Source organism: Gordonia westfalica (assembly GCF_900105725.1).
GTDB lineage: Bacteria > Actinomycetota > Actinomycetes > Mycobacteriales > Mycobacteriaceae > Gordonia > Gordonia westfalica.
In genome coordinates this window covers 3101509-3122333 of the sequence record NZ_FNLM01000034.1, presented here as the reverse complement: position 1 = coordinate 3122333, position 20825 = coordinate 3101509, and the positions used below count along the sequence as shown (strand labels likewise).

The following is a 20825-nucleotide window of genomic DNA, read 5'->3' as shown; positions in this document are numbered from 1 at the left end:
GGCGGCCACGCATGGCACCACGCAAGACCACCACACAGAAACACCTCGGCTGGTCACACCAACAAAACGCCCGACACCTCAAAGCCCAACACGTCGACGGCACACCCTGCTGGTGGTGCGGACGACCCATGTGGCGCGACCGCACCCGCAACTACGACTACAACCCCCACAGCACCGATCCCGCCTCAGGCAGCCTCGCCGCCGACCACAGCCACCCCCGCGCCCACGGAGGACGCAAAGCCGACCGCCTCCTCCACGGCCAATGCAACAAAGAACGCGGCGCAGGCAACCACGACCACCAACGCCCAGCCCTCACCGGCACACAACCCGATACAGCCCCCAACAACCTCGGCCCACTCGCCATCACCTGCTGGCCATAGCACCTGACCGACTTCCCCCCGGCCAGGCGCACCCCCACCCCCTCCAAATATCCGAAGGGGGGCCACGCCTGACTGGCCGGTGAGTCAGGAATTTTTTTTGCGCGGGGCCGGGGTTTCGGTGCGGAAAGCGAGGGATTCGGTGACGTTGGCCCTCGAATTGACCGGGTCCGAGGTGGTTTCGGAGCTGTCTCGTGCTGGTGACCCTGTGTCGGTGCGGATCATGATTCGCGAGGTGGGGCGGATCGTGGATCGGCTGGCGAAGCTGGACCTGATCCTCACTGGGGATGTGCCCACGTGGACGAAGGTGGTGACCGGGCGGGACTCGGTCATCGAGGTGCGGGTTGATCACGCGTTGCAGGAGGCGCGGCAGCAACAGACGTCTCTGATGCGGTTGCTCGCGGCGATCGCGCGTCATCGTGGAGACGACCCGGGCGAAGGTGCTGGTGGCGACGACGACGGCCTCGCCGACCTCTGACGAGCTCGCCGAGTGGCCTCGGCTGACCGGCAGGCAGGAACCGCACTTCCTGTCGGAGTCGCCCGGCGACGACTCGGACGGTGTGAAGGCGGTGGAGCTCGGCCGGCGGGTCGGCAAGAAGGCGATGCCGTGGCAGTCGACGATGCTGCGGGCGTGGATGCGGCGCCGTCCGGACGGGTTGTGGACCCATCCGGAGTGTGTGGCGATCATCGCGCGGCAGAACGGTAAGACGCTGCTGGTCATCATCCGCATTCTGTGGGGATTGTTCCTGGCGAACGACCGGCAGGGCGAGCGGATCGTGTACTCGGCGCAACGCTGGGCCACGGCCGAGGACGTGTACAAGCGCGTGTGGGCGATCATCGATGCCCGCCCGTGGCTGCGCCGCAGGGTGGTGGCGCACACGTGCTCGGGTGGGCGCGGTTACATCGAAACCGATCGCGGTGCGCGAGTCGCGTTCGTCACCAGGTCGGCGGACCTCGGAAAGGGTTTCGACGAGGTCGATCTCGTCATCTACGACGAGGCGTACAACCTGACGGGTGTCCAGACTGACGCGCTGGACCCGACGCAGTTGGCGTCGAAGAACGCGCAGACGATCTACCTGTCCACCGCGGTGGACGAGGACACGATGCCGAATTGCCAGGTGTTGGCGTCGATTCGGCGGCGTGGCCTGGCCGGCGAGGAGGAACTGTACTTCGCGGAGTGGCTGGCTCCGGAGGAGATGCCGATCGACGAGGTCGCGACCTGGGAGTACGCGAACCCGTCGTTCGGGGTGATCCAGAAGGCCCGGTTCCTGCGGACGAAGCTGGCCAACGCGAAAACGACACGCAAGCGGCGGGGTTTCGAGCTCGAGTACCTCAACCGTGGCCGCTGGCCGAAGGACGAAGAGGAACTCGAGCTGCTCATCGACCTGGAGGAGTGGTCGACCATGCGAAACGCCTCCCCGGAGTTGGTGGGACCGATCGCGCTGGGGCTCTCGCGAACCCGAAACCGGGAGCGGTGGGCGCTGGCCGCGGCGCAGCACACGGCGGTCGGGAAGGTGCACGTCGAGGTGGGCTACTTCCGCGAGGCGACGGCTGCGGCGGTGGTGTCGTTCATCCTCGCGGTCGTCGAACGGTCCGATCCGGTGGCGTTGGTGATCGACTCGCACGACCAGGCGAAGCCGATTGTCCCGCTGCTGCTGCAGGCCGAGCTGGAACCGGAGTTGATGACCACACCGCAGGTCGCGACGGCGTGCGGCGGGTTCCTCGACGATGCGACGTCGAGCATGTTGTCGCATGTGGGCCAGGAGATTCTGGTCGACGCGGTCGCCGACGCGTCGAAACGCGAACTACCGCAGGGCGACTTCGTGTGGGACGACACGGTCGGCGACTCGGCCGCCCCGCTGAAAGCGATCACCGCGGCGCGGTGGGGCCTGCTGACGTTCGGCGCGCGGGCAGCGAAACGGCCTGCTCGACCATCGCGCGGCACCCAGACCCGGGGCACTCCGTCACGGGCCGCAGCGACGCCACGTCGGCGCACGCCGTCCCGGCCGGCGTCCGGAGTTGACCTGTTGACCGCGAGCTTCTGAGAAGGGGGTGACACATGGCTACCGAGGTTGATCAGCCGAAGCCGCCGAAACCGGCGATTCGTGAGAAGGGGTACGTCGCAGACACGTCCGGCGGTCACAGCTGGCCCCAGTGGGTGCAGGACGAGCGGGTGCCGGATCTGCAGTGGCCGGAAAGCGTGGAGACCTTCGCCCGGATGCTCCGCGAGGACTCGCGGGTGTCGTCCCTGCACGCGGCGATCTCGTTGCCGATCCGTCGGACGCCGTGGCGGGTCGCCGCGAACGGTGCGCGCGATGAGGTGACCGAGTTCGTCGCGAAGAACCTGAACCTGCCGATCGAGGGTGGCGACAACCTGCCGCAGCCGACGCGCACGAAGGGCAAGTTCTCGTGGGTGCAGCACCTCCAACAGGCGCTCACCGCACTGCCGTACGGGCACAGCGTGTTCGAGCAGGTGTACTGGCCGCCGGACGACGCGGGACGCACGAGCCTGCGCAAGCTCGCGCCGCGGCCGCAGCGCACGATCTCGAACTGGAACGTCGCGCTCGACGGTGGGCTGATGTCGATCGAGCAGTACGCACCCGCGTCGAACGGCCGAGTGCTGTACGGGATCAACCCGTTGAAGATCCCGATCGGCCGACTGGTGGTGTACTCGCGCGACCAGGACCCGGGCGTCTGGTGGGGCAACTCGCTGCTACGCCCGTCGTACAAGCATTGGCTGATCAAGGACGAACTGATCCGGTATCAGGCGATGTCGATCAAGCGCATCGGGATGGGCGTCCCGATGGGCACCGCCGCCGAGGGCGCGACGCAGGACGACGTCGACGAGATCGCCGACATGGCGCAGAACCTTCGTGGCGGCGACGACGCCGGCGGCGGCCTGCCGTTCGGCGCGAAGATGGAACTACTGGCGCCCAACGGCACGCTGCCCGACATCGGTGCCGCGATCGCCTACCACGACAACATGATCGCGATCGCCGGTCTCGCGCACTTCCTCAACCTCGAGGGCGGCGGCGGGTCGTACGCGCTGGCGAGCGTGCAGGAACACACCTTCACCCAGTCGGTGCAGACAACCGCCGAATGGATCCGCGACACCGCGACCGCCCACATCGTCGAGGACCTCGTCGACATCAACTTCGGCGTCGACGAACCGGCACCCCGGATCGTGTTCGACGAGATCGGCAGCCGGCAGGACGCGACCGCCGCGGCACTGAAGATGCTCGTCGAAGCGGGGCTGCTGTCCCCGGATGTGCTGGTGGAACAGAAGGTTCGCCAGCAGCTCGGGTTCCCGGCCAAACCCGACACGGATGGCGCTCCCGACGAAAAGACGAGCAGCGGACCAACCACGAACATGCTGCCGCGGATGCCCGCGGCCACGCGTGGCGAACAGGGAGCACTTTTCTGATGGGAGACCTCATGAATCTGTCCGCGCTGCTCAACCAGCCGATTGCCCGATCGATCGCCGACTCTCGACGCGAGGCTCGTACTCGCGCCGAGAAGGACGGCAAGAAGCCGACCAACCCGTGGTACCGAGTGCGCAACGAGGCGGGCAGCGACGACGCCGAGATCATGATCTACGACTTCATCGATCCCGACCCGTGGTTCGGTGGCATCTCCGCGCAGGACTTCGTGCGCGACCTCGACGCGATCGACGCATCGAACATCCTGGTGCGGATCAACTCTCCCGGCGGCGACGTCTACGACGCGATCGCCATCACCAACGCGCTGCGCAACCACGACGCGACGATCACCGTCCAGGTCGACGGCCTCGCCGCGTCGGCGGCCAGCTTCATCGCGATGGCCGGCGACGAGGTGGTGATGTGCCGCAACACCGAGATGATGATCCACGACGCCCGAGGGTTCTGCATCGGCAACGCCACCGACATGGCCGAGTACGCCGAGTGGCTCGGCCGCGCGAGCGACAACATCGCCTCGATGTACGCCGAGAAGACCGGCGGTGAGGTGAAGGACTGGCGCAAGGCGATGACGGCCGAAACCTGGTACACGGCTGAGGAAGCCGTCGAGGCGGGTCTCGCCGACAAGGTGATCGCCGCGAAGTCCGACGACGACTCGAAGAAGGCGGCAGCGCACTTCGATCTCCGCGCTTTCGCGCACGCCGGACGCCAGCAGGCGCCGGCCCCATTCATCCCCGCGGCATCGGCGGGGCTGTCAGGAAAGGAGGCCCCCGTGGCCACTCTCAAAGAAGGCCTCGCGGAGCGCCTCGGCATCGACGCCGATGCGGACGACGAGACCGCGTTGAAGGCGCTCGACGAAGCTCTCGAGGAGCGCAGCGACGACACCCAGCCGGGTGACGGCGGAACCGGAGAGCCGTCGGTCGGCGACCTAAACAAGGCTGCTGCCAAGCACGGTCTGCGGCTGGTCGATTCGGCCAAGTGGGACGAGGTGACGGCGCAGGCCGCCGCCGGCAACGAAGCGCGTGAGCGGCAGGTGGCGGGCGAGCACGCGCGGGTCGTCGACTCGGCCATCAGCAAGGGCAAGATCACCGCGGCCCGCCGCGATCACTTCCTCGCGCTGATGAAGGCCGACACCGAGGGCACGACCAAGCTGCTCAACGATCTGCCCGACGAGACCGCCGTACCGCTGTCGGAGGTCGGGCACTCGACCGAGCCCGGTCCGGACAGCATCAAGAACGTTCGCGAGAGCGACGCCTACAAGGGACTGGAGGGCTGATCATGGCCGGAATCACCGTGAAGTTCGAGAAGGGTCGAATCACCCACACCGCCGAGGCCGCCATCGTCGGCGGCCAGGTGGTGCACCCGGGTGACGGTCCGCGCAGCGCCGTGCCGGCGACCGCCGACTCCGAGAAGGTCCTCGGTGTCGCGCTCACCGACGCCGCACCGAAGACCGACCCGACGCCCGGTGTGCTGTACGTCGGCACCGACCAGGTGGCCGTCGCGTCGGCGCCGGCCGTCGTGCCGGTGAAGTCGAACAACTCCGCGAGCGCCGGTGACCTGGTCGTCGCGCACACCGCGGGTGCGGTCAAGAAGGCCCCGGCCGAGGCGAAGATCACCCAGATCGTCGGCCGTGTCATCGAAAAAATCGGAGGCGCGGACAACATCGTCCTCGTCCGGCTGGGAGGCTGACCCGTGGCAACAAACACCCCCGTCGTGTCGATCGACGACGGCAACAACATCACCGTCGATCAGGTCATGGGCAACCCGCGGGCGATCCCGCAGCGGGTCATCGACCTGGTCCGCGACAACATCATGGGCGAGGCGTTCTTCCGCAACGCCGGCAACCCGGGATCGCTGCTGGTGCAGTTCCAGCGGTCGACGCCGCTGTTCCTCGACGGCGACCCCGAGGCCGTCGCGGAGTTCGGCGAGATCCCCGTGTTCGACCTGGGCGAGGGGCTGCCCGAGGTGGCTCGCGGCGTCAAGGTCGGTGCCGCTGTGCGGGTCTCGCGCGAGATGCGGGACTTCAACCAGATCGACAAGGTGCGCAAGCAGGTGACGGGCACCGCCAACACGGTGATCCGCGCCAACGACAGCGCATTCCGTGAGGCCATCGAGGACGCCTCGGTGCCCGAGCATGCGGCCACCGCCGCGTGGGACGCCGTGTCGCCGAAGATCCGGACCGACATCAAGGAGGCGGCGAAGACCGTCGCCAGCGCCCTGCACGACGGTGACCCCACGAAGCCGAAGGGCTACGTGCCGGACACCCTCGTGCTGAATTCGTCTCTCCTGTACGACTTCATGGACGACGACGAGTTCAACAAGATCTACGTCGGCAACGTCGCCGATCAGAGCATCCGCTACACCGGGAAGCTGCCGAACAAGGTGCTGAACCTCAACGTGCTGCATTCGCCGCTGTGGCCGCTGGATCGGGCGTTGGTCGCCCAGCGCAACGTGATCGGCTTCTACGCCGACCCGCGCTCCCTCGAGTCGACCGGGCTCTACCCCGAGGGTGGCGGCCCCAACGGCGGCCCGACGGAGTCGTGGCGTTCGGACACCACCCAGATCCGCATGATCGGCGTGGACGAGCCGGAGGCCGCCTGCTGGATCACCGGGATCCAGTGATGTCCGGGTTCTACATTCTGGCGGCCGACTCGTGGCGCGACGCCGACGGGGTGCGGCACCGCAAGGGTGATGCTGTGTCCCCGCCGGAGTCGGAGGTGCCGCGGTTGCTGCGCGCGAAGGCGATCATCACCCCCGAGGCGGTCGCCGCAGCTGAGGCGGCAGAGGCGGCGGCTCTGGAGGCCGAGGAGGAAGCGGCCGCGGCGGCTGCCGCTCAGGCTGAGGCGTTGGCTCAGGCCGACGCCGACGCACAGGTCGAGCCGACGGAGCCGACCGAACCCGCCGCTCAGACCGCGCCCGTGGAGCCGGTCGAGCCGACGCAGGCTGGCGCGGCCGCTGTCGTCGAACCCCCGGTGACCGAGCCGGTCACGCAGTCGACGGGGCAGGTGAAGAAGCCCCTCAAGACCGCTCCGGTGAAGAAGTGGGAGGACTACGCGGTCACCCAGGGCATGGAGCGGGCCGAGGCCGAGGCCCACACCAAGGACCAGCTGATCGGCAAGTTCGGATGACCAGCGGAGAGGGGACGGTCCCGTTCCTGACAGTTGAAGAGTTCGTCACGCAGTGGCGTCCCCTCTCCAATGCCGAGTGTGTCTACGCCGAGCAGCTCCTCGCCGCGGCGGCTCGCCGCATCCGTCGGCACGTTCCGCACCTCGCGGTCGACGACCCGGACGCGAAACTCGTGTCGTTCCAGGTGGTTCGATCGGTCCTCGAATCAGACGAGGCCCGCGCATCGATGCCCGGCCTCAGCACCTTCACCACGACGGTCGGCGAGAAGACCAACGGCGGGAAGCTGATCAACCCGGACGCGTTGCTGGTGTTCACGCCGTATCACTGGGCGCAGCTCGGTGTGTCGTCGAAGCCGAAGCCGCGCTGGAACTTCCCGCGAAACAACTACTGATGGCCAAGTTCTACACCGAGCAGGTGCAGATCGTCCGGCCGGTCAAGGTGTCGGACAAGTACAACCCCGACGGCGAGATGCTGTCGTGGGAAGGGGCGCAACGCCTCCCGGTGCCGTTCGGTGTCGAGGTGCAGCCCCGCACTCAGTACGAGACCGATGAGAACGGCACACGCGTCGCGACCCGCACCGTGTGGTGGCTCTGCACCCCGCGGGGCAAGAACCTCGACGTCGAGCCGACCGACCGTGTCGCCCATGCGGGCCGCGACCTCGACGTCGTCGGCGAGATCAAGCGTTGGCCATCACCCGAATTCGAGTCCGGCGTCGACCACGTCGAACTCACCCTCGAATACAAGAACGGATAGGACCTGCCATGCCCGAACACGCCAGCACCGTCACGGTGAATCTCATTGGGTTCCCCGAACCTGAGGTCTTCGAGAGCACCGAACCCGCGTCGATCGAAGCCAGCGACGCAGGTGAGCTGCTCGTCGAAACTTCCGACAACGTAGCGATCTTCGCGCGAGGTCAGTGGATCAGCGCTCGCGCGACCCAGAAGGGAGCGGACGATGCCTGAGGTGGCGAACAAGATCACGATCGACCGCAACCAGCGGAAGGTGTTCATCGACGGCGCCGAGTTCCCGTGGATGATCGCCGAACAGGGACCGGACGTCGACGACATCGCCAACCCGCACGCGATTCCGACCGTGACGATCCCGATCATCGCGTCCGACGTGGAAGTGATCCCGCGCGATGGCGAGCAGGACTGACTGACATGGCCGTCTCCACCTCTGCGTCCCAGTGGACCGAGACGCTCGACGGCCCGGTCGTCTGTCACTTCGCCGACGGGATCTTCATCGCGACCGGCCCCAGCGTCCTCATCCGGAGCGAGCTCCACCGCCATTACGACTACGGACACCGCGTCCACGTCGCCCAGGAAGTGAGCCTCGAGGTCCAGGGCAGCGGGACCGCCTTCCCCCTCTCGCCGAATGCCGACGCTGTGCGACTGCGTCGGCCCTCGTACGAGGGCCGCCTGGCGCTGGTGGAGGCGTTCGCAGAAGACATCCCCGCCCCCGGCCAGCACCAGTGGTGGATTCGGATCGCGCCATGACCGAGCAGCCCGCACCCTGCGAGGTGGTGTTCGACTACGCGCGCGACGTCGTCGTGTTCGACGGGACGGATCTGCCGTTCTCGCTGTCAGGCATCCAGGCGCGTGCGGTCGCCGAGGACGGGCACACAGTTGTCACGCTCGTCCTCGACGTCGACCAGGTCCGCACGGTCGCGGCGCTGCCGCAGAAGCCGGAGGAGCCCGAGGACATGCCGGCGCCGGGTCCGGAGCAGCAGTTCGAGAGCCGGCTCGACGCCATCCGCCGACAGAATGAGCTGCGCCGTGGCTGACGATCTGGTGCGGATCGACGCGGACCGCATGTTCCGCGACCTCAACCGGATGCCGAAGGTGCGCCGCGCCGTACGCGCCCGGGCCCGCGAGATCGCCGCCCGCGCCCGCCGCATCGACCAGGCCGAGAACGACGGCCGCGCCGACATCACCATGTCCGAACGCACCATCGGCAACGGCCGGTTCGTTGTCCACGTCGAATCAACCGACGCCGACGGCGAACACGGCAACTCCACCACCGTCCGACGCCGCACCCTCCGAAGGGCCATCGGCTCCCGATGACCGACAACGGATTCCCCGACGCCCTCGAGAAGGTGATCGGGGCGCTCAACACTGCCCTCCCGCTGGCCTACGTCGGCGACGAACTCCCACCCCAGACGGCGCTCGAGAATCGCTTCCCGATCGTCCTCGTCCAGGACGTCCCCGGCGGATCCCGGGCGGTGCCGTGGCAGGCCGGCGGCGGCCCGCTCATCGACGTGTTCGCCGCCGACTTCTACATCCTCGGCCGCAACCGAGAACAGTCCCGCGAGTACGCCGCCCGCACCCGCGGGATCCTGTTCTCCCTCGTGTATCGCGACGACATCGAGATCAAGAAGGTGATCGAGGTGTCGGCGTTCTCCCGGGCGACTGATTTCAACCCGCGCGTGAAGCGCGAGCACGGCGAGTACCACTTCCACATCGGCCGCGACACAGCCTGATTCGCCTCGCGGCACCCAAGATCCGGACCTGCCAGGACCGTTCACCGCAGACCCCTCCGATAGGGGCTGCTTCCACATGCCTACACGCAGAATGAGGAGGACGTGATGGCAGTCCCAACCATCGATGGGTTCAAGGCCGAGGCCGCGCGCGTCGGCGTCACCGGCCGCATCGACATCGCATCGCTCACCGCGGGTGTGCTCCCGCACGACATGAGCAACCTGACGACCACCGGGCCGGGTGGTTACACCAACCTCGGGTACATCTCCGACGACGGTGTGACCGAGGGCCGCGACGAGGACAACCAGGAATTCGTTCCGTGGCAGGAGAACTCGGCGATCCGCTATGAGATCACCAAGTCCGTCGTGACGCTCGAGTTCACGCTGTGGCAGTCGACCCTGGCGACCGCCGGGTTCTACTACGGCGTCGACGCGGACGACATGTTCGTCAACGACGACGGGTCGGTGTTCTTCGACGAGTCGGGCAAGCCCGACGTCAAGCAGCACAAGCTGGTGCTGACCGTCGTCGACGGGTCGCGCGCCCGCCGCACCTGCCTCGCGGCCGCCCAGGTGACCGAGCGCGGCGAGATCACCTACAAGTCCGACGAGATGATCGGCTACAACGTCACCGTCACCGGCTTCCCGGGCGAGGACGGCCCCGACGGCAACGCGCTGTCTCGCCGCCGGATCTTCATGGAGGGCTGGGACACCACCGGCCTCCAGGAGTACGTGCCGCCGACGCCGTAGCCCCCGAGACGGGTGCGGGGCGGGGAGTTTCCCTGGCAGGTCCGCCCCACCCCGCACCCTTGCTTCACCTCTGGACCTGCCGAACTCTGAAAGGGGCCTGCCATGGCTGACATCGATCTCGACCTCTACATCGCCCAGCGCGAAGAGGCGCGCGCCGAAGAGGGCGCGACGCTCCACACCTTCGACTTCGAAGGCAAGTCGTTCGACAAGACCGAGGGTGACACGTTCACCTTCAAATTCCAGGGCCGCGACTGGGTCGTCCGGGACATGCAGTTCCTCACCGACGCCGAAAAGGACCAGCTCGAAACGCTGACCGCCGACATCGACGTCGCCGCCTGGTACATGGGCGAAACCCAGTACGAGGAGTTCCTCGCGGCCGGCGGTGAGTCGTGGATGTTCAACCAGGCATTCACCGACTACGGCAAGAAGATTCGCGATGAGCTGCAGGGAAACCCTACTCGGCGGAATCGCTCCTCGCGCCGCGCGGCGTCGAAGAAGTCGAAGCAGCGCTAGACGCGACGTACCCGGGTCTGTGTGACCCGGCCAACGCGCGGGGTGTTCTCGCCCGGTATCACCGCGGCGAGATCACCCTCCGCAAACTGCGGGTGCTGATCGACGGTCTACCCCAGGGCCGGACGGCGATCGATCAGGCCAAGACCGGTGGGCAGCAGTGGGGCTGGATCGAGCAACTGCTGTGGATGCAAGTGCGTCTCATGCAGATTCAGACCGCCAGCATCTCCAACCGGCTCGGAAAGCCCAAGGTGAAGGTGCCCAAAGAGCACCCGAAGTACCCGTGGACCGACGTCGACGAGGACGAGCCCACGAAGTACGGCAACCGTGGTGACCACTCGTCCGAGGACGTCATGGCGTTCCTCGACTCTCTCTGAACGACCCCCGACGGCAACCGCTTTCGGGGGTCGTTCTGTCTCTCTTTCCCAGATCGGAGGTGGAATCCGTTGGCCGAAGATGTCGTGTACGTGCCCGTAGCTCCCTCAGCGAAGGGGTTCATGGCCACTGTGGTGAAGGAGGCGTCGGGCGCGGCCCGGGCGGGCTCCGCCGCGATGGAGAAGGAGTTCGCGCGCGGCGGCCGCGAATCCGGACGGTCCGCGGCGCGCGGCGTCGACGACGGACTGTCCCGCGGGAACATCGGCGTCAACTCGGTCAAGGCGCGGATGGCGAAGCTCGCCGCCCAGATGCGCGGCATCGGCCGCACCGCCGGCCACCAAGGTGCACTCGGCATCAACGACGGCCTCAACCACATCGACTACACACGGGCAGGCGACGAGCACGGCCGAAACTACGGCCGCGGGTTCGTCCGCGGCGTCCGCAACGGCCTCGTCGGGATCGCCGCCACTGTCGGGCTGGTCAACAACGGGTTCCGGGGAACCGTCCGACACATCAGCACGATCGCCACCGCCACCATGTGGGCGTCGAGGATCATGCGTGGATTCGCCGTACAGGTGATGGCGGGCGCCGTCGCGATGAGGCTCCTCGCCGGTCAAGGGTTGGCGAAACTCGCCGGCTGGCTGAGAGCCGTCGCGGCACTCGCCGGTCGTCTCGCCCGCGACGTCGCGCGCGCCACCGCCGCGGTGCTGGTCCTGTCGGCGGCAGTCCGGACCCTCGGCCGCGTCATGCGCGTCACCCGCGTGATCGGCATGCTCACCGTCGGACTCGCCGCCCTCATCGGCATCGCGAGCACCGCGGCGCCCGCCCTCGTCGCGCTGAGCGCCGCGATCGTCACCCTCGGGTCGGCGGCCGGCGGAATCGGCATCGCCGGACTCTCCGCGCTCGGCGCGTCGATCGCCGGACTGAAGCTCGGCCTGATGGGCGTCGGCGACGCGTTCAAGGAGATGGGCACCTCCGGCGCCGGTAGCGCGGCGAAGGTCGTCGACAACACCAAGGACATCGCGCGCGCCGAACGGGGCCTGACGAAAGCGGTCGAGGCCGAGAAGGACGCGCAGGAAGACGTGTCGAAGGCCCGCGACGACGCCCGCAAGAAGCTCCGCGACCTCGATCTGCAGCTCCGTGGCGCCGCCCTGTCCGAGCGCGACGCCCAGCTGTCGCTGCGGGAGGCGCGCGCCGACCTCGCGAAGGGCGGATTCGAGACCGGCACCGAGCGCGAACGCGCGGTCCTCGCAGTGCAGGAAGCCGAACTTCGGCTCGCCGAGGTGCAGCGCGACAACAACGACCTCGCGAAGGACGCGGCCTCCACCCGACGCAAGGGTGTCGAGGGCTCCGACGAGGTCGTCGCCGCCCAGGAGCGGCTGCGCGACGCCACCGAAGCCACCAGGGACGCACAAGAGGCGCTCGCCGACGCCCGCCAACCGAAGGACACCGGCGCGAGCGCGGCCGCCGACAAGCAGGCCGAGGCGATGGCGAAGCTGTCCACGAACGCCCGCTCGTTCGTCGAGTCCGCGATGGGCGTCAAGCCCGCATGGGACGCGATCCAGCGCGGAGGACAGGACACGCTGTTCGCCGGTCTCGCCCAGCGACTCCCGCTGCTCGCCGACACGTGGCTGCCGCGGCTCGGGACGGCGATCAACACCGTCAACGGCGGGTTCAACACCGGCGCCCGCTCGGTCGTCGACTGGATGAACTCCGCGCAGGGCATCCCGATCGTGTCGTCGTGGCTGCGCACCTCGTCGGGCATGGCGGCGCAGGCCGGTACCGCGCTCGGCGCCCTCGCCCCCGGACTCGCATCAATCGCCGCCGGCGCGGGGGAAGCGTTCGCCCCCATGGTCGCGGGCGCGACGGAGGGCGCGACATCCCTGTCGAACATGCTCGTGCAGGCCCAGCAGTCCGGCCGCATCAAGCAGTACTTCACCGACGCGTTCAACCAGGTCAAGACCGTCATCCAGAACGTCACCGCGGTCGTCGGCCCACTCTGGGCGGCGTTCATGCAACTCGGTCGTGTGTCGGCGTCCGGACTCGCCCCCGGGATGCGGTCAGTCGGCGCGGCGATCACCCAGGCGACCCCCGGCCTCGTGCAGATGGCCGAACGGCTCATGCCGGCACTCGGGCAAGCGCTCACTAACCTCGCTCCGATCATCCCCGGGATCGTGCATGCGTTCTCCCCGTGGGCCACGATCCTCGCCGTCATGGCGCCCCACATCGCCACGGTGATGTCGCACCTCGGGCCGATGGCTCCGCTGCTGCTGACTCTCGCGGTGACGGTCAAGGCGATCACTATGGCGATGACGCTCTACAACGCCGTCATGGCCGTCGCGTCGGTCGTCCAAGGTGTGTACGCCGCGGCCACCGGCGCCGGCACAACCGCGATCCGCCGCAACACGATCGCCCTCGCGGCGTACAAGACGGCCCAGCTCGTCGGTTCGATCGCCACCGGCATCGCCACCGCCGCAACAACAGCCTTCGGTATCGCGCTCGCAATCGCGACATCGCCGATCACCTGGATCATCGTCGCAATCGGCGCGCTGGTCGCCGGCCTCGTCCTGTTCTTCACCAAGACCGAGATCGGCCGCAAGATCTGGACCACCGCGTGGAACAGCATCAAGATGGCCGTCGGCGTCGTCTGGTCCTGGCTGCAGCAGACGGTGTGGCCCGCGCTGATGACCGCGCTCCGCGCCGTCGGCGCTGTCGTGATGTGGCTGTGGCGCAACGTCATCACGCCAGCCTTCAACGCCATCAAATGGGTGATCAGCGTCGCGTGGAACGCAGCGAAACTCTACTTCGGTCTGTGGGTTGGCCTGTTCCGCAACGTCGTCGGACCCGTCGTGATGTGGCTGTGGAACACCGTCATTGGTCCCGCGATGCGTGGAATCGGCGGCGTCATCGGCTGGGTGTGGAACACCCTGATCAAGCCCGCGTGGGACTCGTTCCGCCGCAGCCTCGACATCCTCGGCGAAGCGTTCAAATTCCTGTGGAACAACGTGATCAAGCCCACCTGGGATGCCCTCGGCGCCGGAATCCGTTGGGTCGTCGACAACATCATCACCCCCGCGTGGGATGCCCTCAAGTCCGGACTGAGCGCCGTCGGCGGATTCTTCGACACCATCGTCACCGGGATCGGCAACGCCTGGGACAAGATCAAGAGCTTCGTCGCGAAGCCGATCAACTTCGTCCTCGGCACCGTCTGGAACAAGGGCCTGCTGCCCGCGTGGAACACAATCGCCGGATTCCTCCCCGGGCTCAACCCGATGAAGCCTGTCGCCGAGGTCGCGTTCAAGGACGGCGGCCCCGTCCCGATGGGGTCAGGTGCCAAGCGGGGCAAGGACTCCGTCCACGCGCTGATGATGCCCGACGAACACGTGTGGGACGTGCGTGACGTCCGACGTGCCGGCGGTCACGGCGCGATGTACCGGATGCGCAACATGGTCGACTCCGGGCGCCCGTTCACCTGGACCCCCGGCGGGCTGAGCCCGGTGTCCGAGGGCGGCCCGCTGCCTCGTTTCGAGAAGGGCGGCGCGGTCGCGGCGGGGCAGAAGCTCTCCCCGATGCCCGGTGAGGGCGGGTTGCAGGCGATCGGTCAGCTGATGCGCCGCATCATCTTCAAGCTGTGGCCGAAGATCAAGGACATCGGCGGCTACCGCCAGGACAACTTCGACGAGCACCCGTCGGGCCGCGCGCTCGACGTGATGGTCGGCTCGGACAAGAAGCTCGGCGACCAGGTGAATGCTTTCGCGCACGCCAACAACCCGAAGTTCCCACTGCAGCACTCCATCTGGCAACAGGCGATGTGGTACCCGCCGAAGATGCGGCGCGAGCCGATGGGCGACCGCGGATCGCCAACGCAGAACCACATGGACCACCCGCACCTGTGGTGGAAGCCGCAGAACGTCAACCCGAACGTCGTGCCCGAGGGCCTCGTCACCGACGGATTCGGCGGCCCGTCGACCGCGGAGATGCTCAATATCGTCAAGAAGAAGATCTCCGAGATCATCGACAAGGCACTGAATCCCATCAAGCAGGGCCTGACGTCGATCGTCGGTTCGCCGCCCCCGGAGTGGCTGGGAATCCCGCCGAAGATCTTCGACATCACCAAGACGAAGGCGATCGAGACGGCGTTCAATCTGGCGGCGAAGCTCGGAGACAAGCTCAAGGGTGCGTACGACGCGGCGAAGAAGGTCACCTCGATCGTCACGAACGTGGTGAAGTCGCCGTTCAAGGCTCTCGGCGGTCTGCTGCGCGACCAGGGCGGTTACCTGCCGAGGGGTCTGTCGTTGGTGCGCAACGAAACTGGCAAGCCCGAGGCGGTCCTCAACTGGGACCAGCTCACCACCGTCAAGGACATGATGGAGGCGTTCCGGTCTGTGTTCTCGGGGCAGTCGCCGGAGGCGGCGAGCGCGGCGCAGCAGCAGATCTCCGATCAGATGACCGCGCGCCACGAGCAGGAGATCAAGGGCCTCACCGGTCAGCAACTCGCCGCGGTGCAGAAGCGTCACGACATGGAGCGCAAGGCGCTCGAGGACAGCACCGCCCGGATCGAGGGGTACCGCGCCAGCGCGACCACGATCCGCGACACCCCGATGGTGGCGGCCGAGTCGATGGCCAAGGACACCGCCGACTTCTTCGGGTTCGGGAAGATCTTCGACACCATCTCCGGTCTCATCCCTCGACCAGGGGACGCCGCATCAGCCAGTACGGCCGGCGGTGCGGGCACCAGCTCGCTGAGCACCACGACGACGCCCAGCGCGACAGACCCGGTGTACGGCGACGGCACGACGATCGAGCAGGGGCAGACGCCGTCAACGACGAAGATGCCCGACCTCGCGCCAGGTGGCTGGGAGAAGTACCCGTTCGCCATCACCGAGCAGGCGAAGAAGATGGGTCTGTCCAAGCGGGCCGCGATCATCGGAAACGCGACGGCGCTCGTCGAGGTCGGCGACCCGATGAAGATGTACGCCAACAACGCCGTCCCGGAATCGCTGAAATTCCCGCACGACGCCGTCAGCTCTGACCACGACTCGATCGGCCTATTCCAGCAACGGCAGGCAGGGTGGGGCACTGTCGCCGACCGGATGGATCCGCACCGCTCGGCGAAGATGTTCTACGACGCGCTGATGAAGATTCCCGGCTGGGAAACGATGGACATGGGTGCCGCGGCACAGGCGGTGCAGCGCAGCGCGTTCCCCGGGAAGTATGCCGAGCGTATGCCGAGGGCGACTGAGCTCGTCGACAAGTTCGGGATCTACGACCAGGGTGGCTGGCTCAAACCGGGTGGCCTCGCGCTCAACCTGTCGAAGCGTCCCGAACCGATCCTCAACGGCGCGCAGTGGGCGTCGATCGATTCGATGCTCGAGGCGTTGCCGTCGGCGGCCGAGTTCAAGTCCGTCGCCGACCTCGGTGCCGCGGCGATGCGGTCGAGCGGTCGGATGCCGAACGAAGGCGACGACTCCCAGTCGTCGACCGGGCACCGCGACGCCCCGCTCGTGTGGGTCGAGAACCAGTACACGCATGACCCGGATGAGGCAGCACTCAAGACCGGCCGCGAGGTTCGCCGCGCGACCCGGTCCGAACAACTCGTGGGCGGGTGGGGATGAACAACCGTGCAGTCCTGACCGATCACACGATCGTCGAGTGGATCTCGCCGAAGGGCGAACGCGTCCGCCTGTCGGGTGCGAAGAAGACCGCGCCACCCGAACTGGGTGCGTGGTTGTCGACGGGCGGGATCGATGGCATCGGGCACCTCGACGTGAAGGCGCTGTTCGATGCCGCCGCCCGCCAGTGGGGCGAGGACTATGTCGGCGAGACCCTCGATCACGCGGAACTCGATGTGCCGCTGTTCATCCTCGGCGCCAACCCGGACGACTTCCGGCGCCGCGTCGAGCACCTGCGGACCCTCATCCGCCGGCACGAGGTCGGGTGGCTCGCGGTGTACACCAACTCCACCGGGTGGCGGTGGGTTGCCGCACGGCTCGGCTACCTGAAGCCGACGTTCCCCTTCGACCCGAGCAGGACGTCGGCCGCCAACTTCGAACTGATGCTGATCGTCGAGCACCCGATCCCGCGGGCCGCCGATCACGCCGACTCGTGGAAGAACACGACCAACACGGGCAAGGGGTCGGTGTCGATCTACCCGGGCCCGCTGTGGCAGGCGTGGCCGCAGTTCGCGTTCCAGGGGCCGGGACGGTTGCGGTTGCGGTACGCCGGCAACGACGTCGATCACCCGTTCACCGTCCTGGCGGGCGAGACGATCCTGATCAACACCGACGAGGCGCGCCCGACGATCCGGTCGGCGAAGACGGGCCGCAACCTGTGGCCACTGATGAAGGGCCGCAAGTACACCCACCCGGTCCCGGAGGGTGAGGTGACGCGCGTCGACATCACCGTCACCGGCGGCAACGCCAACACCGAGCTGTGGGTCATCTGCCGCCAGCAGCACGAGGGTCTGCTGTGAGCGTCCGCGGTGCGTTCGCGACGCTCACCCACGACGAACAGTCCGAGCGGGACACCTACAAGAACCCGAAGGCGGTCGTCGAGCTCCGCACCAAGGAGATGGCGATTTGGTCTATCTCCGGCGACTACCAAGACCTCAAGTTCACCGACAAGAAGTCGGCGGCCGGCGGGCTGACGATGCTCCTGCCGTGCGACGACCACTACGGCGACTATCTCGACGGGCAGCCGAAGGCGACGGTCCGGCCGATCGTGGTCCGGCTCCCGGGCTACACGACGTTGTGGTTCATCACGAAGTTCACCCGCACCCGTAAGGGGTTGAAGCGCTACTACGAGGTCGAGGCGATCGGCGCGCTGGAGCACCTGGCGTGGATCCGGTTGTGGCCGTGCCCGTGGTCGGTGGCCGAGTTCCAGCCGATCAAGTACTGGTTCGGGCTGGGGCCGTCGGCCAGCATGTGCGCGCTGGCGTTGGCCGCGAACCTCGTTCGGCTGCAGGGCGAGTTGTTCTCGATCCCGACGGGCAACCTGTTCGCGCCCGACGCGTGGAACGTGGTGAAGAAGGCGCTGCACCCGATCATCGTCAACCCGCGCAACAAGTTCATCGGCGACACCTCGAAATGGGATTCGGCGTCGTGGCGGATGGACGAGGCGCTCACCGCCTTCACCGAGGTGTGCCAGGCCAACGACCTGCAGATCGTCTACCAGTTCTTCGACCCCGACGTCGACCCGCAGCCGTTCCCCGAATTCATCCATCTCGACCGGCCGAAGCTGATCCTCGACTTCGTCGAGAAGGGCCAACCGGTCGGCTGGACCGGCACCGCGATCGACGGATTCTTCCGCACCGGCATCCAGATGGGTACCGACCTGCTCGGCTGGGTGCTGTATCCGATCCTCGGCGACGACCGCTACCAGGAGTACCTCGACAAGGTCGAGGGGACGATCGCGAACAAGCCGATCGCGGTGTACACCACCGGGAAGTACACGCCCGCAGACGAGTACGAGCAGACCACCCACACGGCGATGGCGTCGCGGGTGACCGCTGGTGGCAAGTCGCCGGAGTGGGTCAACACGCTGCTGGTCACCGGCGCCAACATGCTGCTGTCGGGGATCGGGGCGGCGGTCGGCGCCGCGCTGGTCGCCGCGACCGGCGGTGCGGCGGCACCGATCCTGCCGTTCCTGACGAACCTCGAGCTCGGCGCGTTCGAGGGTGTCGTCAAGGACACCGTCATGGCGTTCCACACCTCCGAGGACATCCAGCGCGCCAACGAGGCCGGTCCGTGGCGGTTCAAGGAGACGTTCGCCGAGTCGTCGTCGACCGGACTGTCGATGGAGACGCTGTCGGGGATGAAGTCGGCGCACTGGGCGACGAGACCGTACATCTCGCACGCCATCTCGGTGCAGAACGGATCGCCCTACTACATCGGCAAGGACCTGCAGCTCGGCGACCTCGTCGGTGTGCAGATGGCCGACGGGAAGGTCGAGGTCGAGTACCTCGAAGAGATCACCTACGAGGACTCACGCAGCGTGCGCGGCAAGTTGACGCTGCAGATCGGACGGCCCGACGCCGAACGCGAACCCGGGTCGATCGCCCTGGGCAAGATCCGCCGATTCGGCACCTGGCTCACACGAGCCGCACTGAGCGAATGACCTATCCAGCAAGCCAACCCACCACCCAGTACGGAGGTACTGACCATGGCTGATCCGATCGCCGTCTACGAGCGGCTACAGAAGGACCCCGTCATCAAGGCGACGCTGCTCGACGGCGCTCGCACCCGAGGACACGGCGACATGATCTCGCCGCTCTGGGGCAACATGGACCACCACACCGGCGCGTCCGGCAACTCCTCGCCGTGGTCGATCGCCAACCATCCGAGCCTCGGGCTGTGCTCGCAGTTCTTCCTGCCGCGCAACGGAAAGCTCGTGATCTGTGGCTACGGCATCGCCTGGCACGGTGGCAGCGGCTCCGGTTACGGCATTCGCGACGTCAACGCCCAGCTCACCGGCATGGAGATGGACAACAACGGCACCGAGGGCTGGGGCTCGATTCAGTACTGGAACGGTGTGCGGATCAACGCGATCATCCATCTGGTCGCGAAGACCAAGAAGCACGGCAGCTTGGCGTGCAACACGATTGGGCACAAGGAGTGGGCCGGCGCGGCACAGGGCAAGTGGGATCCGGGCGGCATGAACATGTCCAAGCGGCGTTCCGACATCGCCGCGGTCATGGCCGAACTCGGCGCACCGATCCCGCCGCGCGTGATTCGCAACGAGATCGACCACGTCCGCTCGTTCTCCCCGTGGCTCGGCGCCCCGACGTCGGGCGAACTCCCGCTTCGCGGCAGCGTCTCGGGCAAGGTCCGGCGCTACGAGCGCGGCAACATCTACTGGCTGGCCGCGACCAACTCCACGGTCCCGGTCCCCACCGCGATCCTCGACGTATACGAGCGATTCGACTTCGAGAACGGTCTACTCGGTGTCCCGCTGAAGTATCACGCCCTGATTCCGGCGAAGAACGCCGACGGCAACGTTATCCCCGACCTGTTCCTCGGCGACGTCCAGGGCTTCAAGAACGGTGCTATCCAGCGCCGCTACGGCCACGACGGCTACGCCCTGTACGGCCAGATCGGCGAGCGCTACGCCCGCGAGCAGTGGCACGAGGGCTCGCTCGGCTTCGCCATCTCCGACGAATACGAGCAGGACGGCATCATCCGCCAGGACTTCGAGCACGGCGCTCTGCTGTGCGATCGCAACGGCACCGTGAAGCTCGATCGCGGTGACTACCTGTACATCCCCCCGGGTCGCTGACCCCACTCACAGAAGGAGTTTCACCGTGTCTGTACCCACTCATACCCCCACGCTGGTGTTCGGTCGCGAGCCCGCGGCGTGGACGGCGGCGATCATGTCCGCGGTCGCGCTGGTCGTCGCGTTCGGCATCAACGTATCCACCGAGACCCAGGGCATCATCCAGGCGTTCGTCAACGCGGTGCTGTCGCTGATAGTGGTCATCACCGTCCGCGAGACCGTTCTTCCGGCGATCGTCGGTGTCATCGGCACCGGACTGCCGCTGTTGGTCGCGTTCGGATTCGACCTCACCGATCAGCAGCAGGGCGCGATTCTCGCCGCCGCACCGCTGGTGCTCGGCCTGCTGGTGACGCGCCCCCAGGTGACTCCCACGGTGAACGCAACAATCCACCGCGATCAACGACAACCCTTCATCACCAACACACTCCGGGACGAGAGAGTGCAGCGCGCGGACCTCGGACTGCCTCCCCGCCACGCTGCGCCCGATTCCGCCGACGACTGATGGAAGCC

24 protein-coding genes are annotated in these 20825 nt (G+C 67.3%); all 24 read left to right on the top strand.

The features are described 5' to 3' along the window. The first annotated feature begins 11 nt into the window (after positions 1-11). The 24 genes from BLU62_RS19620 (at position 12) to BLU62_RS19505 (ending at position 20817) form a co-directional block, all read left to right on the top strand. Positions 12-380: a hypothetical protein gene (locus BLU62_RS19620; RefSeq protein WP_074851551.1), complete on the top strand. Its 369-nt coding sequence runs from the start codon at positions 12-14 to the stop codon at positions 378-380. A gap of 211 nt (positions 381-591) precedes the next feature. Beyond that, a complete protein-coding gene (locus BLU62_RS19615; protein ID WP_139180055.1) occupies positions 592-855 on the top strand; it encodes a hypothetical protein in 264 nt (87 codons plus the stop codon). Beyond that, entirely contained in the window at positions 824-2422 is a 1599-nt protein-coding gene (locus tag BLU62_RS19610) for a hypothetical protein (protein WP_139180054.1), read from the top strand. Before BLU62_RS19615 ends, BLU62_RS19610 begins: the two co-directional genes overlap by 32 nt. Before the next feature lie 14 nt (positions 2423-2436). After that, positions 2437-3801 (top strand): phage portal protein family protein, encoded by a 1365-nt coding sequence (locus BLU62_RS19605; protein WP_074851545.1) that lies wholly within the window; start codon positions 2437-2439, stop codon positions 3799-3801. After that, positions 3801-5087 carry a head maturation protease, ClpP-related gene (locus tag BLU62_RS19600; protein WP_244278263.1) on the top strand — a complete coding sequence of 429 codons (1287 nt, stop codon included), beginning with the start codon at positions 3801-3803 and terminating at the stop codon, positions 5085-5087. The genes BLU62_RS19605 and BLU62_RS19600 overlap by 1 nt, the downstream gene beginning before the upstream one ends. A gap of 2 nt (positions 5088-5089) precedes the next feature. After that, a complete protein-coding gene (locus BLU62_RS19595) occupies positions 5090-5500 on the top strand; it encodes a structural cement protein Gp24 (RefSeq protein ID WP_074851543.1) in 411 nt (136 codons plus the stop codon). Between the two features lie 3 nt (positions 5501-5503). Then, positions 5504-6433, top strand: coding sequence for a phage major capsid protein (locus BLU62_RS19590; RefSeq protein WP_084811838.1), 930 nt, complete (start codon positions 5504-5506; stop codon positions 6431-6433). Then, positions 6433-6939, top strand: a complete 507-nt coding sequence (locus BLU62_RS19585; RefSeq protein WP_139180053.1) for a hypothetical protein — start codon at positions 6433-6435, stop codon at positions 6937-6939. The genes BLU62_RS19590 and BLU62_RS19585 overlap by 1 nt, the downstream gene beginning before the upstream one ends. Next, positions 6936-7328, top strand: coding sequence for a hypothetical protein (locus BLU62_RS19580; RefSeq protein ID WP_074851539.1), 393 nt, complete (start codon positions 6936-6938; stop codon positions 7326-7328). The genes BLU62_RS19585 and BLU62_RS19580 overlap by 4 nt, the downstream gene beginning before the upstream one ends. After that, a complete protein-coding gene (locus tag BLU62_RS19575; RefSeq protein WP_074851537.1) occupies positions 7328-7690 on the top strand; it encodes a hypothetical protein in 363 nt (120 codons plus the stop codon). Before BLU62_RS19580 ends, BLU62_RS19575 begins: the two co-directional genes overlap by 1 nt. A gap of 8 nt (positions 7691-7698) precedes the next feature. Continuing rightward, positions 7699-7899 (top strand): hypothetical protein, encoded by a 201-nt coding sequence (locus tag BLU62_RS19570; RefSeq protein ID WP_074851535.1) that lies wholly within the window; start codon positions 7699-7701, stop codon positions 7897-7899. After that, on the top strand, positions 7892-8092 hold the full coding sequence (locus tag BLU62_RS19565; RefSeq protein WP_139180052.1) for a hypothetical protein: 201 nt from the start codon (positions 7892-7894) through the stop codon (positions 8090-8092). Before BLU62_RS19570 ends, BLU62_RS19565 begins: the two co-directional genes overlap by 8 nt. A gap of 5 nt (positions 8093-8097) precedes the next feature. Continuing rightward, a complete protein-coding gene (locus tag BLU62_RS32920) occupies positions 8098-8433 on the top strand; it encodes a hypothetical protein (protein ID WP_074851531.1) in 336 nt (111 codons plus the stop codon). Next, positions 8430-8720, top strand: a complete 291-nt coding sequence (locus BLU62_RS32915; RefSeq protein ID WP_074851530.1) for a hypothetical protein — start codon at positions 8430-8432, stop codon at positions 8718-8720. Before BLU62_RS32920 ends, BLU62_RS32915 begins: the two co-directional genes overlap by 4 nt. Continuing rightward, the gene (locus BLU62_RS19550) at positions 8713-9000 is read left to right on the top strand and encodes a hypothetical protein (RefSeq protein WP_074851528.1); all 288 of its coding nucleotides are present in this window, start codon (positions 8713-8715) and stop codon (positions 8998-9000) included. The genes BLU62_RS32915 and BLU62_RS19550 overlap by 8 nt, the downstream gene beginning before the upstream one ends. After that, entirely contained in the window at positions 8997-9416 is a 420-nt protein-coding gene (locus BLU62_RS19545; protein WP_074851527.1) for a hypothetical protein, read from the top strand. Before BLU62_RS19550 ends, BLU62_RS19545 begins: the two co-directional genes overlap by 4 nt. A 105-nt stretch (positions 9417-9521) precedes the next feature. Then, the gene (locus BLU62_RS19540) at positions 9522-10160 is read left to right on the top strand and encodes a phage tail tube protein (protein ID WP_074851525.1); all 639 of its coding nucleotides are present in this window, start codon (positions 9522-9524) and stop codon (positions 10158-10160) included. A 102-nt stretch (positions 10161-10262) separates the two neighbouring features. Further along, positions 10263-10673, top strand: a complete 411-nt coding sequence (locus BLU62_RS19535) for a hypothetical protein (RefSeq protein ID WP_074851523.1) — start codon at positions 10263-10265, stop codon at positions 10671-10673. A gap of 92 nt (positions 10674-10765) precedes the next feature. Next, entirely contained in the window at positions 10766-11047 is a 282-nt protein-coding gene (locus tag BLU62_RS19530; protein WP_074851521.1) for a hypothetical protein, read from the top strand. A 120-nt stretch (positions 11048-11167) separates the two neighbouring features. Beyond that, complete coding sequence (locus BLU62_RS19525; protein WP_074851520.1) at positions 11168-16660, top strand: phage tail protein; 5493 nt, start codon at positions 11168-11170, stop codon at positions 16658-16660. Continuing rightward, positions 16657-17517 (top strand): phage tail family protein, encoded by an 861-nt coding sequence (locus tag BLU62_RS19520; RefSeq protein ID WP_074851519.1) that lies wholly within the window; start codon positions 16657-16659, stop codon positions 17515-17517. Before BLU62_RS19525 ends, BLU62_RS19520 begins: the two co-directional genes overlap by 4 nt. Further along, the gene (locus BLU62_RS19515; protein ID WP_074851517.1) at positions 17514-19160 is read left to right on the top strand and encodes a Gp37-like protein; all 1647 of its coding nucleotides are present in this window, start codon (positions 17514-17516) and stop codon (positions 19158-19160) included. The genes BLU62_RS19520 and BLU62_RS19515 overlap by 4 nt, the downstream gene beginning before the upstream one ends. A 45-nt stretch (positions 19161-19205) precedes the next feature. After that, positions 19206-20318, top strand: coding sequence for an N-acetylmuramoyl-L-alanine amidase (locus tag BLU62_RS19510; RefSeq protein WP_074851515.1), 1113 nt, complete (start codon positions 19206-19208; stop codon positions 20316-20318). 25 nt (positions 20319-20343) lie between these two features. After that, on the top strand, positions 20344-20817 hold the full coding sequence (locus tag BLU62_RS19505; RefSeq protein ID WP_139180050.1) for a hypothetical protein: 474 nt from the start codon (positions 20344-20346) through the stop codon (positions 20815-20817). Positions 20818-20825 lie beyond the last annotated feature (8 nt).

What these genes read in the sequence shown, in the direction of transcription:
- BLU62_RS19595 (WP_074851543.1), top strand. Translation starts at nt 5,090, where the DNA reads ATGGCCGGAATCACCGTGAAGTTCGAGAAGGGTCGAATCACCCACACC.
- BLU62_RS19600 (WP_244278263.1), top strand. Translation starts at nt 3,801, where the DNA reads ATGGGAGACCTCATGAATCTGTCCGCGCTGCTCAACCAGCCGATTGCC.
- BLU62_RS19605 (WP_074851545.1), top strand. Translation starts at nt 2,437, where the DNA reads ATGGCTACCGAGGTTGATCAGCCGAAGCCGCCGAAACCGGCGATTCGT.
- BLU62_RS19580 (WP_074851539.1), top strand. Translation starts at nt 6,936, where the DNA reads ATGACCAGCGGAGAGGGGACGGTCCCGTTCCTGACAGTTGAAGAGTTC.
- BLU62_RS32915 (WP_074851530.1), top strand. Translation starts at nt 8,430, where the DNA reads ATGACCGAGCAGCCCGCACCCTGCGAGGTGGTGTTCGACTACGCGCGC.
- BLU62_RS19510 (WP_074851515.1), top strand. Translation starts at nt 19,206, where the DNA reads ATGGCTGATCCGATCGCCGTCTACGAGCGGCTACAGAAGGACCCCGTC.
- BLU62_RS19575 (WP_074851537.1), top strand. Translation starts at nt 7,328, where the DNA reads ATGGCCAAGTTCTACACCGAGCAGGTGCAGATCGTCCGGCCGGTCAAG.
- BLU62_RS19565 (WP_139180052.1), top strand. Translation starts at nt 7,892, where the DNA reads ATGCCTGAGGTGGCGAACAAGATCACGATCGACCGCAACCAGCGGAAG.
- BLU62_RS19535 (WP_074851523.1), top strand. Translation starts at nt 10,263, where the DNA reads ATGGCTGACATCGATCTCGACCTCTACATCGCCCAGCGCGAAGAGGCG.
- BLU62_RS19570 (WP_074851535.1), top strand. Translation starts at nt 7,699, where the DNA reads ATGCCCGAACACGCCAGCACCGTCACGGTGAATCTCATTGGGTTCCCC.
- BLU62_RS19545 (WP_074851527.1), top strand. Translation starts at nt 8,997, where the DNA reads ATGACCGACAACGGATTCCCCGACGCCCTCGAGAAGGTGATCGGGGCG.
- BLU62_RS19585 (WP_139180053.1), top strand. Translation starts at nt 6,433, where the DNA reads ATGTCCGGGTTCTACATTCTGGCGGCCGACTCGTGGCGCGACGCCGAC.
- BLU62_RS19620 (WP_074851551.1), top strand. Translation starts at nt 12, where the DNA reads ATGGCACCACGCAAGACCACCACACAGAAACACCTCGGCTGGTCACAC.
- BLU62_RS19525 (WP_074851520.1), top strand. Translation starts at nt 11,168, where the DNA reads ATGGCCACTGTGGTGAAGGAGGCGTCGGGCGCGGCCCGGGCGGGCTCC.
- BLU62_RS19520 (WP_074851519.1), top strand. Translation starts at nt 16,657, where the DNA reads ATGAACAACCGTGCAGTCCTGACCGATCACACGATCGTCGAGTGGATC.
- BLU62_RS19540 (WP_074851525.1), top strand. Translation starts at nt 9,522, where the DNA reads ATGGCAGTCCCAACCATCGATGGGTTCAAGGCCGAGGCCGCGCGCGTC.
- BLU62_RS32920 (WP_074851531.1), top strand. Translation starts at nt 8,098, where the DNA reads ATGGCCGTCTCCACCTCTGCGTCCCAGTGGACCGAGACGCTCGACGGC.